The sequence below is a fragment of the Burkholderia sp. Bp8991 genome (genome assembly GCF_003853795.1).
Classification (GTDB): domain Bacteria; phylum Pseudomonadota; class Gammaproteobacteria; order Burkholderiales; family Burkholderiaceae; genus Burkholderia.
Map to the genome: position 1 here is coordinate 70,518 of NZ_QTQJ01000030.1, position 15,774 is coordinate 86,291.

14 protein-coding genes are annotated in these 15,774 nt (G+C 67.2%); 11 read left to right on the top strand and 3 right to left on the bottom strand.

Annotation, left to right across the window (positions count from 1 at the left end; all coding sequences use genetic code 11):
• Positions 1-16: 16 nt before the first annotated feature.
• The 10 genes from DIE02_RS27680 to DIE02_RS27725 all read left to right on the top strand — a co-directional run bounded on the left by DIE02_RS27680 (position 17) and on the right by DIE02_RS27725 (position 9,000).
• Positions 17-514, top strand: coding sequence for an Lrp/AsnC family transcriptional regulator (locus DIE02_RS27680; RefSeq protein ID WP_124529878.1), 498 nt, complete (start codon positions 17-19; stop codon positions 512-514).
• A gap of 149 nt (positions 515-663) precedes the next feature.
• A complete protein-coding gene (locus DIE02_RS27685; RefSeq protein ID WP_124529880.1) occupies positions 664-1,743 on the top strand; it encodes a homoserine dehydrogenase in 1,080 nt (359 codons plus the stop codon).
• On the top strand, positions 1,740-3,170 hold the full coding sequence (locus tag DIE02_RS27690) for an aldehyde dehydrogenase family protein (protein ID WP_124524362.1): 1,431 nt from the start codon (positions 1,740-1,742) through the stop codon (positions 3,168-3,170). Before DIE02_RS27685 ends, DIE02_RS27690 begins: the two co-directional genes overlap by 4 nt.
• Before the next feature lie 80 nt (positions 3,171-3,250).
• Complete coding sequence (locus DIE02_RS27695; protein ID WP_044848454.1) at positions 3,251-4,048, top strand: ABC transporter ATP-binding protein; 798 nt, start codon at positions 3,251-3,253, stop codon at positions 4,046-4,048.
• Positions 4,049-4,079: 31 nt separating this feature from the next.
• On the top strand, positions 4,080-4,859 hold the full coding sequence (locus tag DIE02_RS27700; RefSeq protein ID WP_124529882.1) for a transporter substrate-binding domain-containing protein: 780 nt from the start codon (positions 4,080-4,082) through the stop codon (positions 4,857-4,859).
• Positions 4,860-4,931: 72 nt separating this feature from the next.
• Positions 4,932-5,609, top strand: a complete 678-nt coding sequence (locus DIE02_RS27705) for an ABC transporter permease (protein ID WP_124529884.1) — start codon at positions 4,932-4,934, stop codon at positions 5,607-5,609.
• 13 nt (positions 5,610-5,622) lie between these two features.
• A complete protein-coding gene (locus DIE02_RS27710; RefSeq protein ID WP_124489176.1) occupies positions 5,623-6,318 on the top strand; it encodes an ABC transporter permease in 696 nt (231 codons plus the stop codon).
• Positions 6,319-6,362: 44 nt separating this feature from the next.
• On the top strand, positions 6,363-7,532 hold the full coding sequence (locus DIE02_RS27715; RefSeq protein WP_124529886.1) for a PLP-dependent aspartate aminotransferase family protein: 1,170 nt from the start codon (positions 6,363-6,365) through the stop codon (positions 7,530-7,532).
• 104 nt (positions 7,533-7,636) lie between these two features.
• On the top strand, positions 7,637-8,566 hold the full coding sequence (locus DIE02_RS27720; protein ID WP_124529888.1) for a homocysteine S-methyltransferase family protein: 930 nt from the start codon (positions 7,637-7,639) through the stop codon (positions 8,564-8,566).
• Positions 8,563-9,000, top strand: a complete 438-nt coding sequence (locus tag DIE02_RS27725) for an Lrp/AsnC family transcriptional regulator (RefSeq protein ID WP_044848460.1) — start codon at positions 8,563-8,565, stop codon at positions 8,998-9,000. The genes DIE02_RS27720 and DIE02_RS27725 overlap by 4 nt, the downstream gene beginning before the upstream one ends.
• Positions 9,001-9,128: 128 nt before the next feature.
• Here DIE02_RS27725 and pntB read toward each other — a convergent pair whose 3' ends face one another.
• The 3 genes from pntB to DIE02_RS27740 all read right to left on the bottom strand — a co-directional run bounded on the left by pntB (position 9,129) and on the right by DIE02_RS27740 (position 13,379).
• On the bottom strand, positions 9,129-10,544 hold the full coding sequence (pntB, locus tag DIE02_RS27730) for a Re/Si-specific NAD(P)(+) transhydrogenase subunit beta (protein WP_124529890.1): 1,416 nt from the start codon (positions 10,542-10,544) through the stop codon (positions 9,129-9,131).
• Between the two features lie 13 nt (positions 10,545-10,557).
• Entirely contained in the window at positions 10,558-12,162 is a 1,605-nt protein-coding gene (locus DIE02_RS27735; RefSeq protein ID WP_124523943.1) for a Re/Si-specific NAD(P)(+) transhydrogenase subunit alpha, read from the bottom strand.
• Positions 12,163-12,788: 626 nt separating this feature from the next.
• Complete coding sequence (locus DIE02_RS27740; RefSeq protein WP_124529892.1) at positions 12,789-13,379, bottom strand: dimethylsulfonioproprionate lyase family protein; 591 nt, start codon at positions 13,377-13,379, stop codon at positions 12,789-12,791.
• A gap of 469 nt (positions 13,380-13,848) precedes the next feature.
• Between DIE02_RS27740 and DIE02_RS27745 the strand changes: the two genes are divergently transcribed.
• Positions 13,849-15,639: an acyl-CoA dehydrogenase gene (locus DIE02_RS27745; RefSeq protein ID WP_044848464.1), complete on the top strand. Its 1,791-nt coding sequence runs from the start codon at positions 13,849-13,851 to the stop codon at positions 15,637-15,639.
• The last annotated feature ends 135 nt before the right edge of the window (positions 15,640-15,774 follow it).

Below are 15,774 nucleotides of genomic sequence, written 5' to 3' on the forward strand. Positions count from 1 at the left end.
TCCGGCAGACCACGCGATGACCGACGCACTCGACTCCTTCGACCGCAAGATCCTGAATATCGTCCAGCGCGATTGCAGCGCGACCGCGGATGCCATCGCCGAACGGATCGGCCTGTCCACGTCGGCCGTGCAAAAGCGGCTGAAGCGCATGCGCACCGAGAAGATCATTTCGGCGGAAATCGCGGTGGTCGATCGCGCGGTGGTCGGCCGGCCGATGACGTTCATCGCGGCAATCGAGATCGAACGCGAAAACTACGAGACGGTCGCGAGGTTCCGCGAGTGGTCGAAGGCGCACGACGAGATCCAGCAGATCTACTACGTGACCGGCTCCGCCGACCTGATCGCGATCATCACCGCACGCGACGTCGAGGCGTACGACCGGCTGTCCGCGCGGATCATGCAGAGCAATCCGATGATCCGCCGGATCAACACGAATGTCGTGCTGAGCGCGGTCAAGGTCGGGCTGTTCGTGCCGGTCGACAAGGACGCCGACGACGAACCGCCGGCCGCCTGACGACTGGTTTCGCGCGGGACGGGCGATCCGTCCGTCCCGCATGACGAATCGCAACGGGTGACGGCTTGAATCGGGCGAAACGCCTAATTTGAAAATCGATTCGCATAACTAACCTGTGTCGTGTGGTCAATGAACAGGAGATGATCGAGATGGAACTCAAACTGGCACTGGTCGGTTTCGGCGGAGTCAATCAGGGACTGGTCGAACTGCTCAAGAAGAAGCGCGCGATGCTGGGTGCGGCGGGACTCGACGTATCGGTGACGATGGTCGCCGACCTGCGGCTCGGGATCGCGACGAATCCTCGCGGTATCGCGCTGGACGTCCTCGACGAAACCGCCCGGCGGGGCGTCGATGCCGAAGCGCTGCGTCGCGATCCCGGCACGCTGGTGTCGCCGGACGTCGGCCTCGGTGCGGTGCTGAAGGCCATCGCGTCGGAGCACGTGGACGTCGTCATCGAGGCGACCTTCACCGATCCGACCACCGGCGAGCCCGCGCTGTCGCATTGCCGCACCGCGCTCGAATGCGGCAAGCACGTGATCACGACCAACAAGGGGCCGATCGCGCTCGCGCAGCCGGCACTGGCGCGGATCGCCGCGCAATCGGGTGCGTGCGTGATGTACGAGGGCACGGTGATGAGCGGCACGCCGGTGCTGCGGCAGCTCGCGACCTCGCTGCGCGGCTGCGACATCCGCGGCTTCGCAGGCATCCTGAACGGCACGTCGAACTACGTGCTCGGCGAGGTCGAGGCCGGTGCGAGCTTCGATGCGGCGATCCGGGATGCGCAGCAGCGCGGCTATGCGGAGGCGAACCCGGCGGCCGACGTCAACGGTTCGGACGTACAGCTGAAGGTCGTCATTCTGGCGAACGCACTGTGGAATGCCGGCCTCGAGCGCGCCGATGTGACGTGCCGCGGCATCGTGGAATTGACCGAGCACGACGTGCGCGCGGCGGCGGCGGAGCGCATGTCCTGGCGGTTGATCGGATCCGCCACCCGCCATCCGGACGGCACCGTTACCGCGAGCGTCGAACCGCGCAAGCTGCCGGCCGGCCATCCGCTGCTGGCCGCGAGCGGCGTGACGAACGCGATCACGTTCGACACCGACGTGCTCGGTGACGTGACGATCAGCGGGCCGGGGGCCGGGCGCGAGGAAACGGCGTTCGCGATCCTCTCCGACCTGATCGAACTGGCGGACCGGATTGGCGCGGCCTCGCACGAGGTGGCCGCATGAGCGCGCGCGATGCGGTGATGAGCGACTGCACGGGAGCCGGCGTGGCCGATGTGCGATCGCCGTATGACGGCTCGATCGTCGGCCAGGTTCGTCTGTCGCGAGCCGATGCGGCGCCGCTCCTCGTCGAGCGCGCGCTCGACGGCGCGCGCGCGGCCGCAACCATGTCGCGCAGCCAGCGGGCCGACCTCCTGTTTCGCGCAGCCTCGAGCGTGGAGGCACAAGCGGAGACATTCGCACGCACGATCGCGCTCGAGGCCGGCAAGCCGCTGCGGCAGGCCCGCAAGGAAGTCGCGCGCTGCGTGAACACGCTGCGCCTGTCGGGCGAGGAAGCGAAACGACTCAACGGCGAGACGATCCCGTTCGACGGGTATCCCGGCTCGGAGGATCGCAGCGGCTACTACACGCTGGAGCCGCTGGGCGTGATTCTCGCGATCACGCCCTTCAACGACCCGCTGAACCTCGTCGCACACAAGCTCGGGCCGGCGCTCGCGACCGGCAATGCGGTCATCCTGAAGCCCTCGTTGCTCGCGCCGCTGTCCGCACAGGCGCTCGTCGAGGTCCTGTGGGAAGCCGGTGCGCCGCGCGCCGCGCTGCAGATCGTGCACGGCGGCGCGGATCTCGCGTCCGCGCTGGTGCGCGACCGGCGGATCCGGATGGTGACCTTTACCGGTGGCCCGCAGACCGGCGAGGCCATCACGCGCGATGCGGGACTCAAGAAGATCGCGATGGACCTGGGCGGCAATGCGCCGGTGATCGTCATGGCCGACTGCGACCTGAAGGATGCCGCCGAATCGTGCGTGTCGGGCGCGTTCTGGGCGGCGGGACAGAACTGCATCGGCACGCAGCGGATCTTCGTCGCCGAGGCCGCGTACGAGCCGTTCGTGCGGTATTTCGTCGAACTGACGGGCAGGATGGTCGTCGGCGATCCGCTGGACGATGCGACCGACATGGGGCCGATGATCGGCGAGGAGCAGGCGATCCGCATCGAGCAGTGGGTCGACGAAGCCGTGTCGCGCGGTGCGACGGTGCTGACCGGCCATCGGCGACGCGGGGCGCTGTATGAACCGACGGTGCTCGCGGATGTGCCGCACGACGCGCGTGTCTGGACCGACGAGGTATTCGCGCCGGTCGTGACGATCGAGAAATTCACCGACCTGCAGCAGGCGCTCGACGCGGCCAACGCGTCGGAGAGCTGCCTGCATGCAGGCGTGTTCACCAACCGCCTGGAGGTGGCGCTCGGTGCGGCCGAGCGTCTGCAGGCGGGCGGCGTGATGATCAACGATTCGTCCGATTACCGCTTCGACGGCATGCCGTTCGGCGGATTCAAGCATGGGTCGCTGGGCCGCGAAGGCGTTCGGTTCGCGATGACGGACATGACGCAGCCGAAGGTGGTCTGCTTCAGGCGCAACCGGCGGCTGTCGGGCTGATGCGCAAGCGCCGGCGCCTGACTGGCCGGCGCGGCGCGAACCGCAGCGGTGTGAGCAACGTATCGAGGAAGGAGTCGAGGATGCCAGCAGCAATTCCTGCATGCAAACCGGCGGCGGACGCGCTGGTGGTCGAGGATATTCACAAGTCGTTCGGCGGTGTCGAGGTGCTCAAGGGCATCTCGTTGACCGCGAAGAATCACGAGGTCGTGTCGATCCTCGGCAGCAGCGGGTCGGGCAAGAGTACGTTCCTCAGGTGCATCAACCTGCTGGAAATGCCCGACCGCGGCCGGATCTGCGTGAACGGCGAAACGCTCGCGCTGAAACAGGCGGGCCGCGACGGCGCGCTCGTCGCGGCCGACGCGCGGCAGGTGATGCGCGTGCGCCGCAGGCTCGCGATGGTGTTCCAGCAGTTCAATCTGTGGGCGCACATGACCGTGCTGCAGAACGTGATGTTCGTGCCGGTGCGCGTGCTCGGCGTGCCGAAGCGCGACGCCCGCGACAAGGCGATCGCGATGCTCGAACGGGTCGGGCTCGCCGGCAAGTGCGAACACTATCCGAACCAGCTGTCGGGCGGCCAGCAGCAGCGCGTCGCGATTGCGCGTGCGCTCGCGACCGACCCCGACGTGATGCTGTTCGACGAGCCGACGTCGGCGCTCGATCCGGAACTCGTCGGCGAAGTGTTGAAAGTGATGCGCTCGCTGGCCGACGAGGGACGCACGATGCTCGTCGTCACGCACGAGATGGGGTTCGCGCGCGAGGTCGCGAACCGCGTCGTGTTCGTCCACCAGGGACGAATCGAGGAAGACGGCAGTCCTGACGAGGTATTCGCGAGCCAGAAATCGCCGCGGTTCCAGAAGTTTCTGTCCAGCATCATTTGATGCGGATTCAATGCCAACCGGAGAGGAAACCATGAAAAAGCTGCTTCAGTCGCTGTGCGTGGGCGCGGCATTGCTCGGATCGGTCGCGCAGGCCGAGCAGGTCGTGCGGGTCGGCACGCTCGCCGATTACGCGCCGTTCGAATACAAGGATGCCTCCGGCAAGCTGCAGGGCATGGAGATCGACATCGGCAAGAAGATGTGCGACACGATGAAGGTCAAGTGCCAGTGGGTGACGATGGATTTCGACGCGCTGATTCCGGCACTCAAGGCGAAGCAGATCGACGCGGTGCTCGCGCAAATGTCGAAGACGCCGGAGCGCGAGCAGTCGGTGGACTTCACGCGCATCGTCACGACGGCTCCCGTGCAGCTCGTCGCGAAGCAGGGCTCCGGCATCACGGACAACGCCGCCACGCTGCGCGGCAAGACGATCGGCGTTCAGACGGCCTCGACGCACGAATCCTATCTGCGCCGCCGCCTGCCGGCGAGCAAGTCGGGGATCGACGTGAAGGTCTATCAGACGCTCGACGAGGCCTGGCTCGATCTCGAGGCCGGGCGCGTCGATGCGGTATTCGCCGACAACACGGTCGCGTACGACTGGCTGACGAAGGCCGGCAGGAAGGCAGGCTTCGACTTCGTCGGCAAGCCGATCGCCGATACGGAGATCTTCGGCGACGGTACGGCGATCGCGTTGCGCAAGGGCGACGCGCCGTTGAAGGCGCTGTTCGACAAGGGCATCGCGCAGGTGCAGGCGGACGGCACGTTCGCCGCGGCCAACAAGCGCTATTTCCCGTTCAGCATCGCGCCGCAATAACCGCGCAGCGGGACGGCGCGGGCGCCGGACGGCAGCCCGCGCGATTCCGGTCTTACACGGAGCGACATTACGATGGATATCCTGGTGAACTACGGCGCGCAGATCGCGGCTGGCGCGCTCGTCACGCTGGAGCTGGCGGTCGCCGCGCTGTGCGTCGGCATGCTGCTCGGCATCGCCGGTGCGTCGGCAAAACTGTCGAGCCTCGGGTGGCTCAGGCGTGCGACCTATGCGCTGACCAATTTCCTGCGCGGCATTCCCGAGTTCCTGATCCTGTTGATCTGCTACTTCGGGCTGTCGCATTTTCTCAACGCGCAATTCGATGGCGCCGTTGTCATCAGCCCGTTCTCCGCCGGCGTGATCGCGCTCGCCGTGGTGTTCGGCGCGTACTCGTCGGAGATGTTCCGCGGCGCGTTCAGCGCGGTGCCGGCCGGCCAGATCGAGGCCGCGCGCGCGTACGGGATGACACGCCTGCAGACGCTGTGGTACGTGCGCCTGCCGCAGGCGTGGCGCATCTGCCTGCCGAGCCTGAACAACATGTGGCAGAACCTGCTGAAGGACACGTCGCTGGTGTCGATCGTCGGGCTCGAGGACATGTTGCGCAAGGCCAACATCGCCGCGCAGTTCACCAAGCAGCCGTTCGTCTTCTACGTGGCGGTCGGAGTCGTCTATTTCGGCTTTCTCGCCGCGTCAAACCCCGTGTTCGCGTGGCTCGAGCGCAGCGCGGGCCGCGGTTACGCAACACGCACCTGAGGAGGGCCATCTGATGAACGACTTTGTTTCCCTCATCGCGCAGTCCGGCCCGGACGTCGCGCGCGGCATCTGGATCACGCTCGAGCTGCTGGTGCTGTCATGCACCCTGGCGTTCGCGCTCGCGGTGCCGCTGGCGGTCGCGCGCACGTCGGCGTGCCGCTGGCTGTCGACACCGAGCCGGCTGTTCATGTCGGTGTTTCGCGGCACGCCGCTGCTGGTGCAGATTTTCGTGCTGTATTACGGGCTCGCGCAGTTCTCGATCGTGCGTGCATCGCCTCTGTGGCTGCTGGTCGGCGGATCGTTCTCGTGTGCGTTGTGCGCGCTGACGCTCAATCTCGCGGCCTACATGGCCGAAGATATCCGCGGCGGGATCGCAGGCGTTCCCGCCGGCGAGAAGGAGGCCGCGCTCGCGTTCGGGATGAGCCGCTTCATGCTCACCTGGTTCGTGATCGTGCCGCGCGCGATCGGCATCGTCGCGCCGACGCTCGGCAACGAGATCGTGCTGCAGCTGAAATCGACCGCGCTTGCCAGCACGATCACCGTGCTCGACCTGACCGGTGTCGCGCGACGCATCTCCATCGAAACCTATACGACCGACGCGCTGATGCTGGCCGGCATCGTCTACGTCGGTATCACGGCGGTGCTTTCGACCGTGCTCAAGCGCGTCGAAGGTCTGCTGAATCGCCATCTGGGCGGCGTGCGTGCCTGACGGGCGCCGCATGAACGCGACACAACGAACGATCCGAGGACGACATGGGATACAAGCTTGAAACGCTGGCGCTTGCCGCGGACCGCGACGTGACCGACGAGAAGTCGGTCGCGCCGGCGATCCACTATTCGGCGGTGTTCAAGGCAGCCGGCAGCGAGGAATTCGCGGAGATGTCGAGCGTGCCGCAGCATCCGCGCAACTACACGCGCTACGGCAATCCGGTTCACGAGCGCGTGAAGGCGGTCATGGCGGAGCTCGAGGGCACCGAGACCGCGCTCGTCACGGCATCCGGCATGGGCGCGATCGCGACCGCGATCCTCAGTGTCGTGAAGGCCGGCGATCACGTCGTCGGCCAGACGCGTCATTACATGAGCACCACGAAGCTGCTCGACGACATGCTGCGCCGGTTCGGCGTCGAGGTGACGTTCGTCGACCAGACCGACGTGGCCGCGTTCGATCGCGCGATCCGGCCGAACACACGGCTGATCGTGCTCGAGTCGCCGGTCAATCCGCTGCTGCTCGTGACCGACATCGCCGCGGTGACCGAGATCGCCAGAGCCCGCGGCATCCTCACGCTCGCGGACAACACGTTCGCGTCGCCGATCAACCAGCAGCCGCACCGGCTCGGTGTCGACATCGTCGTGCACAGCGCGACCAAGTATCTGGGCGGCCATCACGACCTGACGGGCGGCGTGATCTGCACGAGCCGCGTGCTCGCCGAGCAGATCTGGCATACGCACATCACGCTCGGGTCGGTGCTGTCGCCGATGGACGCGTGGCTGCTGCTGCGCGGGCTGCGCACGCTGCCGATGCGCGTCGAGCGGATCAATGCGAACGCCCAGGCGCTCGCCGAATTCCTCGAAGCGCACGCGAAGATCGAGCGCGTGTTCTATCCGGGCCTGCGCAGCCATCCGCAGCATGGGCTCGCGTGCCGGCAGATGCGCGGTTTCGGCGGCGTGGTCGCGTTCGGCGTGCGGGGAAGCTACGGCGAAGCGCAGCGCTTCGTCGAGGCGCTGCGCCTGCCGCTGAATGCAGGCAATCTCGGCGGCGTCGATTCGCTCGCGATCCATACGGCATCGATGTGGGCGGGCACGATGTCGGCGGAGCAAATGCGCGCTGCCGACATCCCGCTCAATTTCATCCGCTATTCGGTCGGCATCGAGCACATCGACGACCTGAAAGGCGATATCGCGCAAGCATTGGCGCAGATCTGACACGGACCCGCGCGCACGCTCGGTCGACGCCCCACGCGCGTCGCGCCGACCTTTGAATCGATGCGGGCACGAGCTGCGCGGATTGCAACGACGGAGCACGGACTATGCAAGACATCACGGTACTCGACGGCGGCATGGGGCGCGAACTGGCGCGGATGGGGGCGCCGTTCAGGCAGCCGGAATGGTCGGCGCTCGCGCTGATGGAAGCGCCGCATTACGTCAGCCTTGCGCACGACGCGTTCATCGCGGCGGGTGCCGACGTGATCACCGCGAACAGCTATGCGGTCGTGCCGTTCCATATCGGCGAAGCGCGGTTCCGTCGCGACGGTGTCGCGCTCGCGGCCCTTGCCGGACAACTCGCGCGGCAAGCGGCGGACCGCGCAGCGCGGCCCGTGCGCGTCGCCGGATCGCTTCCACCGACCGGCGGTTCCTACCGACCCGACCTGTTCGACGCGGCGCGCGCGGATGCGATCCTGGCGACGCTCGTCGACGGGCTCGATCCCTACGTCGACCTGTGGCTGGCCGAGACGCAGAGCCTGACCGACGAGATCGGTGCGGTCCGGCGTGCGCTAGGTGCGAATCCGAAGCCGCTCTGGGTCTCGTTCACGCTGCGTGACGACGTCGACGCAGGCACCACGCCGGTACTGCGATCGGGACAGACGCACGACGAAGCGATCGACGCCGCCGTGTCCGCGCGCGCGACCGCGCTGCTGTTCAACTGCAGCCAGCCGGAGGTGATGGGTGTGGCGATCGAGACGGTGCAGCGCACGCTCGCGAACACCGGAACGTCGCTCGCGATCGGCGCCTATGCGAACGCGTTTCCGCCTCAGCGCGCCGATGCGCGCGCGAACGAGGAACTCGACGGCCTGCGCGGCGACGTCGATCCGCCCGGCTATGCAAGATGGGCGGAACAGTGGCTTGGCCTGGGTGCGCGGATCGTCGGCGGGTGTTGCGGAATCGGCCCCGGCCACATCGCGGCATTGCGCGACGCGGTCGATGCACGCGGCGCCGCGCACACCGGGTTCGGCCAATGAAGATCGACGGCCTGGACCAGAAGATCATCGACGCATTGTGTGCCGATGCGCGGATACCGCTCGCGGTATTGGCCGACCGGATCGGTCTGTCCAGGCAGGCGGTCCGCAACCGGATCGACCGGCTCGAAGCGCTGAACATCATTGCGGGCTATACGGTGCGGCTCGCATTGCCCGACGATGTCGTGCCGGTGCGCGCCGTGATGCTCGTGTATCGCCGGGACCGGATGCGCGGCGCGGACGTGCTCGCCGCACTCGAGCGGATCGCCGAGGTGCGCGATTGCGCGGTCCTCAGCGGCGAGGTCGATTTGCTGGTGCAGATCGAGGCGGCCACGCACGAGCGCATCAGCGACATCTGGGCAACGATCAGCGCGCTGGACGGCGTGCAAAACATGACGACCAGTTTCGTGCTCGACTCCGTCGTCCACAAGCGCTGACCAAACCGGCGCAACGGGAAAAGGGCAGGCGGGGGAGGCTGCGCGTCGTCCGGTTCGGCGTCCGCGACGGCGTATCGAAGCCACGCGGCGCTGGAGCGGCTTGCTGCCGCTCCGCGCGCGTGGCGTACTCAGGCTTTCAGTGCGCCGAAGATTTCATTGAGCATCGACTTCGCATCGCCGAACAACATGCGGTTGTTGTCCTTGTAGAACAGCGGATTGTCGACGCCCGCATAGCCGGACGCCATGCTGCGCTTCATCACGATCGACGTCTTCGCCTTCCACACTTCCAGCACCGGCATGCCGGCGATCGGGCTCGACGGGTCGTCCTGCGCGGCCGGGTTCACGATGTCGTTCGCGCCGATCACCATCGACACGTCGGCTTCGGGGAAGTCGCCGTTGATCTCGTCCATCTCCAGCACGATGTCGTACGGCACCTTCGCTTCGGCCAGCAGCACGTTCATGTGCCCCGGCATGCGGCCCGCGACCGGGTGGATCGCGAAACGCACGTCGACGCCCTTCTCGCGCAGCAGCTTCGTCAGCTCGAACACCGTGTGCTGGGCTTGCGCCACGGCCATCCCGTAGCCGGGCACGATGATCACGCGCTTCGCTTCGCGCAGGAGTTCGGCCGTCTCCGCCGCGCTCACCGCGACCGCTTCGCCGGCCGGCAGCGCGGCGGCGCCGCCGGCTGCCGCCGGTGCGCCCGCGCCGCTGCCGAAGCCGCCCGCGATCACGCTGATGAAGTTGCGGTTCATCGCGCGGCACATGATGTACGACAGGATCGCGCCCGACGAGCCGACCAGCGCGCCGATCACGATCAGCAGGTCGTTGCCGAGCATGAAGCCGGTGGCGGCTGCCGCCCACCCCGAGTAGCTGTTGAGCATCGACACCACGACCGGCATGTCCGCGCCGCCGATCGCCATCACCATGTGCACGCCGAACAGCAGCGAGATCACGGTCATCACGACGAGCGGCAGCATGCCGTCCTGGATGCTTTCCGCATGCAGGAACGCGCGGCCGTAGTAGATCACGATCAGCAGCGCGGCCAGGTTCAGCCAGTGCCGTGCCGGCAGCAGCAGCGGCTTGCCGCCGATCTTGCCCGACAGCTTGCCGAACGCGATGATCGAGCCCGCGAAGGTGACGGCACCGATCAGGATGCCGACATAAATTTCCACTTCGTGGATCGCCTTCTCGGCGCCGGTGAACTGCAGCGACGTGTCGATGTAGCTCGCGAAGCCGACGAGGCAGGCCGCGAGACCGACCAGGCTGTGCATCAGCGCGACCAGTTCCGGCATCTGCGTCATCTGCACCTTCTTCGCCGCGTACAGGCCGACCGCGCCGCCGACGACGAGTGCGGCGATCACGTACGGAATGCCCGCGGCCGACACGCGCGGCCCGGCCACGGTGGCCAGCACGGCGATCAGCATGCCGATCATGCCGAGCAGGTTGCCGCGGCGCGCGGTTTCGGGGTTCGCGAGGCCGCCGAGGCTCAGGATGAACAGGATCGCGGCGCCGATATAGGAGACGGTAGTCAGGTTGGAAGTCATTATTGTCGTCCCCTTATTTGCGGAACATCGCCAGCATGCGGCGCGTGACCGCGAAGCCGCCGAACATGTTGACGGCCGTGAGCGTGAGCGCGCCGACCGCGAGACCGAGGATCAGCCCGGACGGGCGATCGCCGGCGTTGGCCAGCTCACCGAGGGGCGGTGCGACCTGCACGAGCGCGCCGATCGCGATGATCGACGAGATCGCGTTGGTCACGCTCATCAGCGGCGTGTGCAGCGACGGCGTGACGTTCCAGATCACCATGTAGCCGACGAAGCACGCGAGCACGAACACCGTGAAGTGCGACAGGAAGCTCGCCGGCGCGAACTGGCCGACCAGCAGGAACGCCAGCGCGCCGATCGCGAACACGATCGCGAGCGCCTTGGCCGACATCGGCTCGCCGCTGTGGCCGTGGCCCTTGGACTTCGCCGGCGCGGCGGCTGCCGCGGGTGCGGCAGCCGGTGGCTTGGGCGCGACGGCCGCCTGCTTGATCGGCGGCGGCGGCCACGTGACGTTGCCTTCCTTGATGACGGTGAGGCCGCGGATCGCGTCGTCGTCGAAGTCGACGTTGATCGTGCCGTCCTTGGCCTTGCACAGCTCCTCGATCACGCGCAGCAGGTTGGTCGCATAGAGCGTCGACGACTGCCGCGACAGGCGCGACGCGAGATCGGTATAGCCGACGATGGTCACGCCGTGGCGCACCACGGCTTCGCCGGGCACCGTGAGTTCGCAGTTGCCGCCCTGTTCGGCGGCCATGTCGACGATCACGCTGCCGGGCTTCATCGACTGCACCATCTCGGCGGTGATGAGCTTCGGCGCCGGCTTGCCGGGGATCAGCGCGGTCGTGATGATGATGTCGGCGTCCTTCGCCTGCTGCGCATACATCGCGCGCTGCGCCTGCTGGAAGCCCTCGCTCATCACCTTCGCGTAGCCGCCGCCGCCCGAGCCTTCCTCTTCGTAGTCGACCTTGACGAACTCGCCGCCCAGCGACTTGACCTGATCGGCCACCTCGGCGCGCGTGTCGTTCGCGCGCACGATCGCACCGAGGCTCGCGGCCGTGCCGATCGCGGCCAGACCGGCCACCCCGGCGCCGGCGATGAACACCTTCGCCGGCGGGATCTTGCCGGCCGCCGTGACCTGGCCGTTCAGGAAGCGGCCGAACGCATGCGCGGCCTCGATCACCGCGCGATAGCCGCTGATGCCGGCCATCGACGTGAGCGCGTCCATCTTCTGCGCGCGCGACAGCGTGCGCGGCAGCGAGTCGATCGCCAGCACGGTGGCGCGCTTCGCGGCCAGCTGCTGCATCAGCTCGGGGTTCTGCGCGGGCCACACGAAGCCGATCAGCGTGCCGCCTTCGCGCATCAGCGCGACTTCGTCGGCGCTCGGCGGGCGCACCTTGAGCACGATGTCGCTGCCGGACCAGAGCTCGGCCGCCGTGGCGGCGATGCTCGCGCCGGCCGCGCGGTACGTGTCGTCGTCAAAGTTCGCGCCGGCACCGGCGCCGCTTTGGACGGCCACCGAAAACCCCAGCTTGATCAGTTTCTCGACCACCTCGGGAACGGTCGCAACGCGCCGTTCGCCGGTGGCTGTCTCCAGAGGAACCCCAATCTGTAATGTCATAGTGTGAAAGATGGGTGATGGCCATCGCGAAGCGCTCGGGCCGGTGCGTCAAGGTAACAGAATCATGTGCGTATTTAGTGGCTCGCGCGAGGGTTCGCATTAAAAATGGAACGACCGTTCGCTGGGCGCGAATAGAGTATGCCCGATAACAAAGGCGCCATCGAGGACACAAAATCGTCGAACGCGTCTTCTGCCGTGCTGTTGCGTTTTATCCACGCGCGGGCGATATCGCGTCGACCGAATGGAGGTTGACGATGCGGTCGGACCGCTGCCTCCGCCGCAGCGGCGCTGCCGCGTGAGCCGGCCGCCGCGCTGTGGGCTGCACGGGCCTCCCATGACCGGCGTCCTTCGCCGGTTCCCATGGCCGGCTTCCGGTCGATGATCTCGCCGCCCGTTGCCCGGTCGGCTCGCCTTCCTTCGGATGATTTCGTCGGCGTACACGGAAGCCGGAGATTCGGGCAGGCGTCGAATCGTTTCGCTTACACGCATGCCGGCATGATCGGGCCGATCGCGAAACGCCTGGGTACCGTTCAACAGCGGTTTGAAGCAATCCGGACCGACCAGTAGGTCAATGACCGGGCGCTCACCGCAGGCGGACGCGTCAGCGCATCGCGACGATCGTCGGATCAATTCAGCAGGCACCATATCGCGAGGAACGGCGTATCGCCGGCGCGCATCGCATGCAGCGCGCCGGGCGGGTTGTGGATGCCGCCACCGATACCGGGATCGAACCATTCGCCGTTCTGCTGCCGGAATTCACCGGCGGTCAACAGCACGTACGCTTCCTCCGGCGCGTGACCATGATCCGGATATCTGACGCCGGGCATCATCAGCGAGAAGCCGAGCTGAATGTCGTCGCGGCTCTCCGCGCCGCCGGGCCCGCAGATCATCGCGTTCGCGTGCCCGTCGATGTAGTTGGGGCTGCCGTCCTTGCCCGACGTGCGACGCGACCATCCGACCACGGGTTCGAGCGACCCGATCAGCCGTGCAACCGTGGCGAACGTCGGGCTGACGTGCGCGACCGACTCGAGCGCCGGGGCGAGCCATGCGCAGGCGGGGTAGCGCTCCGCGAGCCGCGTTCCGTTGTCCGACGGCGTCTGCAGCCGCGCGAATACTTTCGGCGCGAATGCGCGCGCGGCGGGGGGAAGCCGGTCCGACTGGAACAGTTCGCCGGCGATCCGGACGAAATCCTCGATGTGCTTCGGGCGTTCACTCATGCTGGTCTGTGCTCCGGTGCTCGCTGGCTTGATGAGACGAAAGTCTATGCAGAAACGTGCCGGCCCGGGCAGCGAAAAAGGGCGGCCGATTTGGCGCCGGCCGCCATGTGCTCGGCGCGGTTGCCGTCGCACGCGCTCAGGCCGGCGTCCTTCGGCGATGTCCATGATCGTCTCCCGGTTTTCGGCTTCGGCGGTCGTTCGAGCCGCCGCCCGGCCCGTCCGGCCGGCACGCCGATTGCGCATCGTTTATGCTGGAAACGGCACCCGAACGGCCCCGCCCCGGACGCCCGTGTCCGCCATCGCCCTGCGCATCGCGTGGCCGGTTTTGTCACCATGTGGGCCGGATATGACAATGGAAAACCGCCGGCGCGGCATTACGATGGGCCACGACGTCGCCTGGCGCTGGCCGGTTTTGCCGCAGCCGCCCGGGCCGCGCGCCTCATTCACCGCCTGATTTGGAACATCGACCATGAGCTATAACGCCCCTGTCAAGGACATGCTGTTCGTGCTGAAGGAACTCGCGGGCATCGACACCGTTGCGCAGTTGCCGGGTTTCGAGGACGCCGGCTACGACACGGCGCAGGCCGTGCTCGACGAATCCGCGAAATTCTGCGACGAGGTGCTGGCGCCGCTGAACGTCGAGGGCGACCGCAACCCGAGCAGCTGGAAGGACGGCGTCGTGACCGCGACGCCGGGTTTCGGCGCCGCATTCCGCCAGTTCGTCGAAGGCGGCTGGCAAGGTCTGCAGCATCCGGCCGAATACGACGGCCAGGGGCTGCCGAAGCTGATCGCGACGCCGTGCATCGAGATGCTGAACGCGGCGAACCTGTCGTTCGCGCTGTGCCCGCTGCTCACCGACGGCGCGATCGAGGCGCTGCTGACGGCCGGCACCGACGAACAGAAGCAGCGCTACGTGCCGAAGCTGATCTCGGGCGAATGGACCGGCACGATGAACCTGACCGAGCCGCAGGCCGGTTCGGACCTGGCGCTGGTGCGCTCGCGCGCCGAGCCGCAGGGCGACGGCACGTACAAGGTGTTCGGCACCAAGATCTTCATCACGTGGGGCGAGCACGACATGGCGGACAACATCGTCCACCTGGTGCTCGCGCGCACGCCGAACGCGCCGGAGGGCGTGAAGGGCATTTCGCTGTTCATCGTGCCGAAGTTCCTGGTCAACGACGACGGCTCGCTCGGCGCGCGCAACGACGTGCACTGCGTGTCGATCGAGCACAAGCTCGGGATCAAGGCGAGCCCGACCGCGGTGCTGCAGTACGGCGACAACGGCGGCGCGATCGGCTATCTGGTCGGCGAGGAGAATCGCGGCCTCGAATACATGTTCATCATGATGAACGCGGCGCGCTTCGGCGTCGGGATGCAGGGGATCGGCGTGGCCGACCGTGCCTACCGGAAGGCCGCGGAATTCGCGAAGGAGCGCGTGCAGAGCCGCCCGGTCGACGGGTCGGCCAAGCAGTCGGTGACGATCATCCATCACCCGGACGTGCGCCGCATGCTCGGCACGATGCGCGCGCTGACCGAGGGCGCGCGGGCGCTCGCGTATGTCGCGGCCGCGCACAGCGACATTGCCCACCGCCATTCGGACGAGGCGACGCGCACGCGTCATCAGGCAATCTACGAATATCTGGTGCCGGTCGTGAAGGGCTGGAGCACGGAGATGGTGAACGACGTGGCGAGCCTCGGCGTTCAGGTGCACGGCGGGATGGGCTTCATCGAGGAAACCGGCGCCGCGCAGTACTACCGCGACGCGCGGATCCTGGCGATCTACGAAGGCACGACCGCGATCCAGGCGAACGACCTGGTCGGCCGCAAGACGATGCGCGACGGCGGCGCGGTGGCGAAGGCGCTGATCGCGGAGATCGGCGACACCGTCGCGGCGCTCGGCAAGGTCGACGGCGCGGCGGCCGCGTCGATGAAGGCGCAGCTGGAGAAGGGCGCGCGCGCGCTGTCGACGGTGGTGGACTACGTGGTCGCGAACGTGAAGCAGGACCCGAACGCGGTGTTCGCGGGCAGCGTGCCGTACCTGAAGCTGGCGGGCGTGGTGCTGTGCGGATGGCAGATGGCGCGTGCGCTCCTGGCGGCGCACGCGAACCGTGCGAGCGACACGGCGTTCTTCGATGCGAAGATCGCGATCGCACAATGCTATGCGGAACACGTCCTCGTGCAGGCAGGCGGGCTCGAAGCGTCGATCGTCGGCGCGAAGGGCAACGAGAGCGTGCTCGCGTTGACGGAAGACCAGTTCTGACCGTAACGGTCGGGGCGCAGGAGGAGACAGGATTTTGACCACACAGGACTTGCTCGCGCAATACGGCCCGCGCGAATCGATGGAATACGACGTCGTGATCGTCGGCGGCGGCCCGGCCGGGCTGTCGGCCGCGAT

Coding starts and splice junctions, on each gene's coding strand:
- DIE02_RS27720 (WP_124529888.1), top strand. CDS start 7,637: ATGCAAGACATCACGGTACTCGACGGCGGCATGGGGCGCGAACTGGCG.
- pntB (WP_124529890.1), bottom strand. CDS start 10,544: ATGACTTCCAACCTGACTACCGTCTCCTATATCGGCGCCGCGATCCTG.
- DIE02_RS27705 (WP_124529884.1), top strand. CDS start 4,932: ATGGATATCCTGGTGAACTACGGCGCGCAGATCGCGGCTGGCGCGCTC.
- DIE02_RS27710 (WP_124489176.1), top strand. CDS start 5,623: ATGAACGACTTTGTTTCCCTCATCGCGCAGTCCGGCCCGGACGTCGCG.
- DIE02_RS27685 (WP_124529880.1), top strand. CDS start 664: ATGGAACTCAAACTGGCACTGGTCGGTTTCGGCGGAGTCAATCAGGGA.
- DIE02_RS27745 (WP_044848464.1), top strand. CDS start 13,849: ATGAGCTATAACGCCCCTGTCAAGGACATGCTGTTCGTGCTGAAGGAA.
- DIE02_RS27690 (WP_124524362.1), top strand. CDS start 1,740: ATGAGCGCGCGCGATGCGGTGATGAGCGACTGCACGGGAGCCGGCGTG.
- DIE02_RS27715 (WP_124529886.1), top strand. CDS start 6,363: ATGGGATACAAGCTTGAAACGCTGGCGCTTGCCGCGGACCGCGACGTG.
- DIE02_RS27725 (WP_044848460.1), top strand. CDS start 8,563: ATGAAGATCGACGGCCTGGACCAGAAGATCATCGACGCATTGTGTGCC.
- DIE02_RS27695 (WP_044848454.1), top strand. CDS start 3,251: ATGCCAGCAGCAATTCCTGCATGCAAACCGGCGGCGGACGCGCTGGTG.
- DIE02_RS27680 (WP_124529878.1), top strand. CDS start 17: ATGACCGACGCACTCGACTCCTTCGACCGCAAGATCCTGAATATCGTC.
- DIE02_RS27735 (WP_124523943.1), bottom strand. CDS start 12,162: ATGACATTACAGATTGGGGTTCCTCTGGAGACAGCCACCGGCGAACGG.
- DIE02_RS27700 (WP_124529882.1), top strand. CDS start 4,080: ATGAAAAAGCTGCTTCAGTCGCTGTGCGTGGGCGCGGCATTGCTCGGA.
- DIE02_RS27740 (WP_124529892.1), bottom strand. CDS start 13,379: ATGAGTGAACGCCCGAAGCACATCGAGGATTTCGTCCGGATCGCCGGC.